Here is an 8,733-nt window from a genome sequence, read left to right as displayed (position 1 = left end):
ACCCCAGGGGGCCCACCCCGACGGGCCCGCCGGCCACGGCGTCCCGGCAGGCGAGGCAGCCGGCGTCGGAGCACCGCGTGATGTCCCGCTCGTTCGCGATGGCGGCCACGGCGGCGTCGAGCACCGGACCGGCCGGGTAGGCGGCCCACCCGGAGACACCGACCGTGACGGTCCCGGCCAGCCCCCTCAGGTGTGGCTCGAACCGGGGGAACCCCTCCGAGCAGGAGCCGACCTCCACCGTGATCACCCGGCCGTCCGCCCCGAGGGCCCAGCGGACGAACAGCCGCCGCCCGGAGCGCTGTTCGGCCAGGTGGAGCAGCGTCATCCGGTTGAGCCCGACGCCCACCAGCAGCACCACGCCGTCGTGCTCGACCAGCTTCCGCAGCGGGGCGTAGACGTCGGTGGGGCTCTGTGTCGAGACGAGTTCGTCGGCCAACGCCCCGACCGCCGCGAAGGAGTTGAGCGGGTGCCGGCCGCGCCTGGCCTCCGCCCGCGCGATGAGGGCGGCCGGCAGCGCCCCCAACGTCGCGTTGATGAGACCGCAGTCGACCGTGTAGGGCGGGCCGCTCGCCGCGGGCTCGGCGGCCCAGGGCAGCCGCGAGTAGTCCACGCCGTTCCCGGCCGGGCGCGTCGGGAGCGGCGGATCCACCCGGAACTGCGGCTCGCTGAACGACGGGACGAGCACGGTGCAGCCACGGGACAGCAGCGCGTCCAGGAGACCGTCGGCACCCGACGCGACGGGCGCCCCGAACGACCGCAGCGAGACGTGCGCCAGCACCGGCCTCCCCGCGATCCCCAGCGCGTCGACGGCCGTCACGAGCTCGCTGGTGCTGACCGCCACGGTGAGTCCCCCTTCGGCATCCCGACGCCCCATCCTCCCGGCCGGTCCGTCGTCGGGCAACGGGCACGGACCGTCGTTTCGCCACGCATCACGCACCGAACGCCGACTACGTCGGCGCCGGGCCGGTCGGGGCCGGCCCGGCGTGGGAAACGACAAAGGCACCTACCAATATTGGTAGGTGCCTTTGATGTGGCGTCGGGGTGGCGGGATTTGAACCCACGACCTCTTCGTCCCGAACTACGGGCGAGGCGGTCGCTGAGGTCTGCTGGGCTGGCCGAACGGCCATCCGGGGGCGGTGACGGTTGCTGTCGGTCGGGGCGGTTGCTGTACTCCGCTGCTGTACACGCGAACTACTGCGGGGCTTGCTCCTTCGCGCGCGTTCTCGGTCTCCGGCGGGAAGAGGAGTGGCCTCCCTCGTCCTCTCGTTCGCTAGGGCCACCTTGTTCGAGGGCTTTGAGCAGGGAAGCGGGAGAAATCGCGGCGAATGGGAGTGCGTGTGTCAGGGCATGCGCCGAGTCATTCCGGTGAATGGAGGATACAAACTCCTCTAGTTTCGGGCGGATGTTGTCGACCCCCTCAACGTAAATTACCGACCTTCCAGACAACTCACGACGCACCGACCGCGCCTTTCTGCCGCCCTTCCTTGAGCGCTCAAAGTGCTCCTTGACATCACCTCCCACGTATTCAGAGGTGATGATCAACGCGTGCCTCGGCTCCACGATGCTCATCTTCGCACCGAAAGAGTAAGCCTCCCGGAGGCTGAATTCTTTGTCCTTGAGTTCGAATAGGCACAGCTCGCCATTCACGTTGGCTATGCAATCAAGCTCGTCGCCGCCAATAGTGCTCTCGATCAGAATTTCGTCATCGCGCACGCCGAGTCGTTGCAATTCGTTCATCACGACTAGGGACAGCCAGCGACTTTTGTCGAGAAGCGAGCGCCCCAGGTCTGTGATCGTGAGCGCTTCCTCTAGAGGTTCTTCGGCGATAGGCTTACCGCAAGCGCATTTGATCCCTGAAGCGCTCATCTGCTCAATCAGCTTGGCGGAGGGTGCTCGCGCAGTCTGGTGATTTTGCCGCCTGCAGGTCACCATGAATTCCGAGCTCACGATGCCCGCCTTTTCTAGCGCCTCGCGAGCTGACTCAACATCAATTTCGGTTGCTTGCTGGCTCTTTTTGTCGAGATCTCCGACCAGCATCCCGAAGGACTTCTTGATTCGAATGGCAAGCTCGCGGTTTTCCTTGGCCATCAATGCGTAAGATGAGGACGTCTCGATGTCGCTCGGAGGGGTGAGTGCCGCGCCAACTTCCTCACGCAGTCGCTTGAAGTCAACCGAAGGATAGCGATACTCGCTAAGTGCACATCCCATCACCTCTTTGCAGGTTTCAAGGATCCTGTCCAGATGTTTTGCAGGGCTTCCTGTTGAAACCACGGAAACGGACAGTCTGTTTGGCGGCTCATCTTCCGGGGAGGAGTCATACCCGGAGGGGTTATCTAGCGTTAAAATATACAGGCATCCCGCATCAGCGAAGATCTCCGCGCGTGTAGCCGTAATGGTATCCAGATACCGGTCCGAAAAATCGAATGCTTCGAGGGATTCTGCTTCTACCCCGATGATCTCTGCCTGTCGTTGCACGGCAGGTCCTAGGAGGGGGCGTAAGGTTGTAGAGAGTTGAGCAATGAGGGCTCCGAAGCGGGCGTGAGCCCTCTCGTCGACGTCCGCTCTTCGCATGGTTAGAGACAGCATGTTCGCATGATGCAGGATCTGAACGGCGGGTGTCTCGGGAATACAGTGATTGGCCTCATCGACAGGGCGGCGGAGCGGGTTTGGCCGGTGTCCTGCCTGGGCTGGGATCGGGCATGGTCAGGGGGCCGTATGCTTCCTCAGCTGATCGGGCGGGGCGGAGCCCTGCCCGGTAAATCCGGCCGATGGCCCCCTGGCCTTGCCCGATGAGGGCCCCGGACCGGGCAGGTGGGTAAAGCCGTGGAGCCGACCCCCAGCCACGACGGACACCTCTCTCACCGCAACCAGGCTCGTACCCGAGCTGGTGCGCGGCCGGCGGGCCGGGCCGGAGCGGGGCGGAGACAGGAGCGGCGGCCCGGGGCCGCCGCTGCCGCGCGCGCCGCGCCGGGGGCGCGGCGCCTTGAAGTCGTGGAGAAGGTTGTAACTCACTTGGTCTGTCGGCGGTGTGGGCGCTGTCGGTCTCGTTCGATCTCGTAGGCGATGGTCTCGGCGCAGTCCAGGACGAGACGAAGCTTGGTGAGGATGTCCCGGCGAGCCTGGCTGATCAACTCGTAGTGGTCTGGACTGTTGCCGCGTGGTGCCCAGAGGCCGCGGTGGCCGTGTTCGTTGACGACGTTGCGGCAGTACTGGATGACGGCGTTCATGGCGACGCGGAACTCGTCTCGGTATCCCTGCTCGATCTCGGGGCGGAGTGGCGCCTCGTCGGCCTGGTCGTCGTGGGCGGGGTGTTGGTCGGTCATGGTGCCTGCTTGGGGAGTGCGGTGCGGTTGGCGGGTCTTGCGGACAGCAGGTAGCGGAGGCTGTCCTCGTGGATGGCGTGGGCGTAGAGCTCGCCGTTGACGAGGAGGGCCAGGGCGTGTTCGTGCTCGGCTTGGTCGGTGAGCCAGTGGCGTGTGATGGCGGCGGCTGGTGGGTCGAGTTGGTCTGCGATGTGGGCGGCGCGCGTGTGGAGCCAGCGCATCGCGAGGCGGGGTGTGGCTGCGGAGTGTGAGCCGAGCCAGAACGTTCGGTGCCCCTGGGGGTAGTAGGCGATGGCCTCGCACCAGAACCCAAGGCGGAGTTCGAGACGGACCGCGCGGGTCCTGGTCAGCATGAGCTGGCCCCTGGTGGCTTGGGGCGGAGTTCGGCTGTGACGGTGTGGCCTCGGTGGTCGCCGTGGATGGTGACGGTGTCGGCGTAGGCGTGGACCAAAGCCAAGCCTCGACCGCCCGCGCTGTCGGCCGTCGGGTCCTGAACGTGGGGGCGGGTGCTGGTGCCTCCCGAGTCGGTCACGGCGATGGTGATGCCCTCGGAGGAACGAACGAGGGTGAGGTGGAAGCCGCCGCTGGTGGTGTGGGTGAGGGCGTTGGTGCCGAGTTCGGTGACGATCAGGGCGGCGTCGTCGGCCCAGGGTTCGCCGTCGAAGATTTCGCGGACGAAGCGGCGGACTCGGGGGATCTCCTCGGGGATATCGCGGCAGGTGACTACCCAGACACGCAAGTTACTCATATACTCGTGCATACAAGTTGCTTTCTGCTGGTAGACGGTTATGGGCAGGTCAGTTGTGCTAGATGAGTTTCACGCCGTCGTGGGCGCGGATGGCCGGCGGGTTGGCCGCGTCCAGGACGCGCACGGCGTATGCCTCGTCGGCGAGCTGGCTGACTTCGTCTCGGGTGGCCCAGCGGACGGCCTTGGTCTCCGTGCCGGTCGTCGCCGTTCCGTCGAGTGCTTCGCAGCGGAAGACCATGGCGATGATCAGCGCGTTCATGTTCTTGTAGATGCCGGTCAAGGTGGCCGGGTGGGCGATCTTGATGCCGGTCTCTTCGAGTACTTCGCGTTCAAGGGCTTCGGGGATGGTCTCGCCGGCTTCGAGGACTCCGCCCGGTGGTTCCCAGTGCCCGTTGTCGCGTCGCTGGATCAGCAACGCGCGGCCGGCGTCGTCGATGATGACTCCGGCGACGCTCACGGAGTGCGGGCGCTGGGTGCTCATGGTTCTCGATCCTCACGGCTGGCTAGGCTTTCCACCGTAGCAACAGAACTTGGCATCTCGTCTAGATACCTAAAGGAGTAATCGGCTATGGCCGCTATCCCCTCCGGCGTGCTGGGCGCGCTGGATTCCACCAGCGACCGGGCGGTGTTCCGCCAGATCGCTGACCAGCTGCGGGAAGCGATCGACAAGGGACGGTTCAAGGAAGGTGCCAAGCTCCCGTCCGAATCCGAGCTGGTAGAGCACTACGGCGTCTCCCGCATGACCGTCCGCAACGCCCTCTCAGTCCTCCAAGGCGAGGGCCTGGTGCACTCCGAGCACGGCAAGGGCGTCTTCGTCCGACCCCGTCCCCCGGTGCGGCGGCTGGCCTCCGACCGGTTCGCCCGGCGCCACCGCGACCAGGGCAAGGCCGCCTTCACCGTGGAAGCGGAAGCCGCGGGAAGTCACCCGGAAGTGGACAGCCTCGAAGTCAAGGAAGAACGACCGACGCAGGATGTGTCCGCGCGGCTGGGCGGCCCGCGTCGGGTACTGGCCCGGCGGCGGAGGTACCTGCTGGACGGGCGGCCGGTGGAGTTCGCCACCTCCTACCTCCCGCTCGACATCGCCCGGGGTACGCCGATCGCCGAGCCCAACCCCGGCCCCGGCGGCATCTACGCCCGGCTCGAAGAACTCGGCCACCGCCTCGACCACTTCGAGGAAGAGATCCGCGCCCGCATGCCCACCCCCAGCGAGGTCAAGTTCCTGCGCCTGGCGGCCGGCGTGCCCGTGATCCACCTGGTCCGCACGGCGTTCGACAAGGAAGGGCGGCCGGTGGAGGTGTGCGACACGGTAATGGCGGCTGACGCCTACGTGCTCGCCTACCAGCTTCCGGCGACGTAGCCGCCTCGGGTCACGGGGCGTGAGCTGCGGGAACGGCGACTCGTATACGCCACCACACATACTCGTATAGACGAGTGGGTGAGTGTGTGGCATGCTGGACTTCGTCACCACTCGCAAGGGATCGGCGCGGCGCATCTTGTCTAGATGACTAGCTGGCTGTCGTGTCGGTTCCTGAGCTCAAGGAGAGTTACGTTGCGTTCCATTCGTGTTGAGACCTCGGCCGCCACGGTCCTGTTGACTGAGGCTCCGGCCCCGAAGGTGCGGGATCGGCAGACCGGGGAGATTGCCAAGGACGCGGTCAGCGGCGAGACGTTGATGCGGATCGGCGTCGTCTACATCGAGGACGGTGAGTCCTCGCTGATCCAGGTCACGGTTCCCGAGAGCGGTGTTTCCGAGGGGCTGGCGCTTGGGGCCCCGGTTGCTCTGCCGGGTTTGGTGGCTCGGCCGTGGGAGTCGGTGTTCAACGGGCAGCAGCGGCACGGCATCGCCTTCCGCGCCGCCGCCGTGACTCCGGCGGCCTTCCCGGTCGCGGTGGGGGCCTGACATGTCCGAGCTGCTTTCGGTGTTGGGTGTGGGTGGGTCGGTCGCCGTGGTCGGCGGCTCGGCCGTCTACGCCCGGCACAGGCACCCGGCCTTGTACTGGTCGACGGTGGGCCTGCCGCTCTCCGCCGGCCGGCTGCTGGGTTCCTACGGCTCGGTGATGGACGCGTGCGGCCTGGCCGTTCCGCCCTCCCGCTTGCGGGCGCTGGCGGTGCGGGCGGCGACGCGTCGTGAGGTGCGGCCGGTCCCGCCTCGTCGGGGGCTGCTGCGGCCGACCTCGACCGGGCTGCGGCTTCGGCTGCGGCTCGCTCCGGGGCAGGAACCGGCGGACGTCGCCGCCTCGGCCGAACGTCTCCGGCACGCATGGGGCGTCCACGCCGTGCACGTCGCCGAGATCAAACCGGGAACGGTCGAACTCCGGCTGGTGGGCTTCGATGTGCTTCGGGAGGTCCGCATGCCGCGCAAGACCGGCGGCGGATATCTCCGGGTGCCGGTCGCGTTGCGGGAGGACGCCACCGCGTTCGTCCGTGACTACCGCACCGTTCCGCACGCGCTCACTCTCGGCGCCACGCTCTCGGGGAAGTCCATGTACCTGCGGCACCTGCTGTCCGGCCTGGCCGCACAAGATGTCGCGCTCGTGGGCATCGACTGCAAGCGCGGGGTCGAGCTGGCGCCGTTCGCCCCACGTCTGTCGGCGCTGGCCACTGATCCGGAGAAGGCGGCTGAGCTACTGCCCGTGTTGGTCGCGTTGATGGATGAGCGGTACGACCTGATACGCGCCCGACAAGGCATACCGGCCGGCACCCCGGACGAGGAAATCACCTCCGACATCTGGGGCCTGCCGGAGGATGAGCGGCCGGTGCCGGTGGTGGTGTTCGTGGACGAGGTGGCCGAACTCTTCCTGATCGCGACGCGGAAGGACGAGGAACGGCGGGACGAGATGGTCACCCACCTCGTTCGCCTCGCTCAACTCGGCCGGGCCGCCGGCATCTACCTCGAAGTCTGCGGCCAGCGCTTCGGCGCCGAACTCGGCAAAGGCGCGACCATGCTGCGGGCCCAGTTGACCGGCCGCGTCTGCCACCGCGTCAACGACGAAGCCTCAGCCAAGATGGCGCTCGGCGACATCGCGCCCGAAGCGGTCGCCGCCGCCTGCGCCATCGCCCCCGAACGCCCCGGCCTGGCCGTTGCCGGGGACACCTCCGGCGGCTGGTCCCGCATCCGCACCGCCTACCTGTCCCTCGCCGATGCCGCCGCCCGCTGCGCGGCCTCCGCGCACCTCGTGCCGGACCTGCCCGCGCTGAAGCCCTTCGCGCCGGTGATACCCGCCTCGGCCGTCACTGCCTGACCGCGCCAACCCGTCCCTGACGCCCGGTCCCTACCCCAGCCATGCCTGAACAGGAAGGAGGCTGCTCCGCCGTGCGCGCGTACCTGGCTCGTGTTGACGCCGTTCTCGTCCAAGCGGTTATCGCCGCCGCACTGTCCTTCGCCCACATTCACGATCTCGCCGCCGCTGCCGGACAGGACGGGTGGAAAGCCTGGGCCTACCCGATCTCCGTTGACCTGCTCCTCGTCGCCGCCTGGGGCCGGCTGCGTACCGGCGGCGCGGGCAAGGCCGCCGGCTGGTGCTGGTTCGTCATCGCCCTGATCGCCTCCCTCGGCGCCAACGTCGCCACCGCCGGCCTCCTCGACATGAACGACGTTCCCGTCTGGCTCCGCATCCTCGTCGCAGGCTGGCCGGCCGTCGCCTTCCTCGGCGGGACCCTCCTCGCCCACAACCGCACTGGTCCACTGCCCGAACTCGCGAAGCCCCCCACCGTCGACCGGCCACCCGTCGCCGTACCGGCCGCGCTCGTCGACCACGCGCGCAAGGTCGCCGCCGAACATCACACGCGCACGGGCACTCCGATCGACACGCCCACCCTCCGTGCCCGTCTCGGCGTCCCGGCCCCGGTCGCCGAAGCCATCGCAACGCACCTCGTCTGAAGGAGACACCCCGCATGGCCGGACGTGACCCAACCCCCTGCGAATTCCTCGATGCGGCTCGGGAGATGGCCACAACCGGCCGTCCCGTCCTCGCACGGCTGCTCGCCGAGGACGCCGCCGACCGCACCCCCGATCCCCGTGAAGCCGCCCGGATCCGCCGCCTGTTTCCCCAGCAACCCAAGGAGGACTGAACCACCGTGGCCCGTTTCAGGCGCTTCCGCAGCGTCGTCCGTGTCGGACCGGTTCAGGTTGGCACGGCCAATGACAGCCGTGGCCAGGAAAGGCACACCGCCGCCTGCACCGCGCCCCGTTGCGGCTTCTCCGCCGAGTACGACACCCGATCCGCCGCCGAACTCGCCGCCCGTACGCACCGCTGCCCCATCCGCTGAGAAGAGAGGTCCTGGACGTGACCGTCAGCCTGCCCCTCGTCGTGATCCTCGGCCTGATCGCCTGGGGTGCCGTGCGCTTCCTCGGCGTCCGCCCCTGGCTCGTCGTCGTGATCGCCCTGTTCGGCTTCTACCTCGCCGACACCGTCGCCGCCCCCGTCATCGACTCCGGCACACGCTCCGGCGTCGAGATCATCAACGACCAACACGACTAGACAACTAGCCCACTCGCCGTCGTGAACGGCCCGGGGCGGCCTCGATACCGCCAAGGTCGGCTGACCGAACGGCTCGAGACGGGCGTCTGCGAGGGCGCCTGGGGCAAGGCCATCGACGATGTGAACGGCCTGGTCGAGGACCTGGCCGGGCCGCTGTCCGAGGTGGGTCGGGTGCTCTCCG

Annotated in this window: 13 protein-coding genes; 7 read left to right on the top strand and 6 right to left on the bottom strand. The window is 67.9% G+C overall.

The genetic code is table 11. The features are described 5' to 3' along the window. The 6 genes from E1283_RS25850 to E1283_RS25825 all read right to left on the bottom strand — a co-directional run. The coding region (locus tag E1283_RS25850; RefSeq protein ID WP_243745104.1) for an AAC(3) family N-acetyltransferase at nucleotides 1-841 on the bottom strand (841 nt) is incomplete at its 3' end. A gap of 350 nt (nucleotides 842-1,191) precedes the next feature. Further along, nucleotides 1,192-2,475 (bottom strand): hypothetical protein, encoded by a 1,284-nt coding sequence (locus E1283_RS25845; protein ID WP_132820559.1) that lies wholly within the window; start codon nucleotides 2,473-2,475, stop codon nucleotides 1,192-1,194. A gap of 533 nt (nucleotides 2,476-3,008) precedes the next feature. Further along, on the bottom strand, nucleotides 3,009-3,323 hold the full coding sequence (locus E1283_RS25840) for a hypothetical protein (protein ID WP_132820558.1): 315 nt from the start codon (nucleotides 3,321-3,323) through the stop codon (nucleotides 3,009-3,011). Next, entirely contained in the window at nucleotides 3,320-3,676 is a 357-nt protein-coding gene (locus tag E1283_RS25835) for a hypothetical protein (RefSeq protein WP_132820557.1), read from the bottom strand. Before E1283_RS25835 ends, E1283_RS25840 begins: the two co-directional genes overlap by 4 nt. After that, nucleotides 3,670-4,071, bottom strand: coding sequence for an ATP-binding protein (locus tag E1283_RS25830; RefSeq protein WP_243745103.1), 402 nt, complete (start codon nucleotides 4,069-4,071; stop codon nucleotides 3,670-3,672). The genes E1283_RS25835 and E1283_RS25830 overlap by 7 nt, the downstream gene beginning before the upstream one ends. Nucleotides 4,072-4,129: 58 nt before the next feature. Beyond that, entirely contained in the window at nucleotides 4,130-4,552 is a 423-nt protein-coding gene (locus E1283_RS25825; RefSeq protein WP_132820555.1) for an NUDIX hydrolase, read from the bottom strand. 87 nt (nucleotides 4,553-4,639) lie between these two features. Here E1283_RS25825 and E1283_RS25820 point away from each other — a divergent pair, with 87 nt between their 5' ends. From E1283_RS25820 to E1283_RS25795, 7 genes are all read left to right on the top strand, one after another. After that, nucleotides 4,640-5,428, top strand: coding sequence for a GntR family transcriptional regulator (locus E1283_RS25820; protein ID WP_132820554.1), 789 nt, complete (start codon nucleotides 4,640-4,642; stop codon nucleotides 5,426-5,428). A gap of 192 nt (nucleotides 5,429-5,620) precedes the next feature. After that, nucleotides 5,621-5,971: an SCO3933 family regulatory protein gene (locus E1283_RS25815; protein WP_132820553.1), complete on the top strand. Its 351-nt coding sequence runs from the start codon at nucleotides 5,621-5,623 to the stop codon at nucleotides 5,969-5,971. Between the two features lies 1 nt (nucleotide 5,972). Continuing rightward, complete coding sequence (locus tag E1283_RS25810) at nucleotides 5,973-7,313, top strand: FtsK/SpoIIIE domain-containing protein (protein ID WP_132820552.1); 1,341 nt, start codon at nucleotides 5,973-5,975, stop codon at nucleotides 7,311-7,313. Nucleotides 7,314-7,384: 71 nt separating this feature from the next. Beyond that, nucleotides 7,385-7,951: a DUF2637 domain-containing protein gene (locus E1283_RS25805; RefSeq protein ID WP_132820551.1), complete on the top strand. Its 567-nt coding sequence runs from the start codon at nucleotides 7,385-7,387 to the stop codon at nucleotides 7,949-7,951. A 14-nt stretch (nucleotides 7,952-7,965) separates the two neighbouring features. Continuing rightward, nucleotides 7,966-8,142: a hypothetical protein gene (locus E1283_RS37500; protein WP_165956241.1), complete on the top strand. Its 177-nt coding sequence runs from the start codon at nucleotides 7,966-7,968 to the stop codon at nucleotides 8,140-8,142. A 6-nt stretch (nucleotides 8,143-8,148) separates the two neighbouring features. Continuing rightward, entirely contained in the window at nucleotides 8,149-8,340 is a 192-nt protein-coding gene (locus E1283_RS25800) for a mobile element transfer protein (RefSeq protein ID WP_132820550.1), read from the top strand. A gap of 17 nt (nucleotides 8,341-8,357) precedes the next feature. Then, entirely contained in the window at nucleotides 8,358-8,552 is a 195-nt protein-coding gene (locus E1283_RS25795; protein ID WP_132820549.1) for a hypothetical protein, read from the top strand. The last annotated feature ends 181 nt before the right edge of the window (nucleotides 8,553-8,733 follow it).

This window comes from Streptomyces hainanensis, from assembly GCF_004348415.1.
Taxonomy (GTDB): domain Bacteria; phylum Actinomycetota; class Actinomycetes; order Streptomycetales; family Streptomycetaceae; genus Streptomyces; species Streptomyces hainanensis.
This window is presented reverse-complemented; position numbering and strand designations above follow the sequence as displayed.

Bases quoted from the DNA above. Each gene is read 5' to 3' on its own strand.
- E1283_RS25825 (WP_132820555.1), bottom strand. From the start codon at position 4,552: ATGAGCACCCAGCGCCCGCACTCCGTGAGCGTCGCCGGAGTCATCATC.
- E1283_RS25830 (WP_243745103.1), bottom strand. From the start codon at position 4,071: ATGAGTAACTTGCGTGTCTGGGTAGTCACCTGCCGCGATATCCCCGAG.
- E1283_RS25835 (WP_132820557.1), bottom strand. From the start codon at position 3,676: ATGCTGACCAGGACCCGCGCGGTCCGTCTCGAACTCCGCCTTGGGTTC.
- E1283_RS37500 (WP_165956241.1), top strand. From the start codon at position 7,966: ATGGCCGGACGTGACCCAACCCCCTGCGAATTCCTCGATGCGGCTCGG.
- E1283_RS25820 (WP_132820554.1), top strand. From the start codon at position 4,640: ATGGCCGCTATCCCCTCCGGCGTGCTGGGCGCGCTGGATTCCACCAGC.
- E1283_RS25810 (WP_132820552.1), top strand. From the start codon at position 5,973: ATGTCCGAGCTGCTTTCGGTGTTGGGTGTGGGTGGGTCGGTCGCCGTG.
- E1283_RS25840 (WP_132820558.1), bottom strand. From the start codon at position 3,323: ATGACCGACCAACACCCCGCCCACGACGACCAGGCCGACGAGGCGCCA.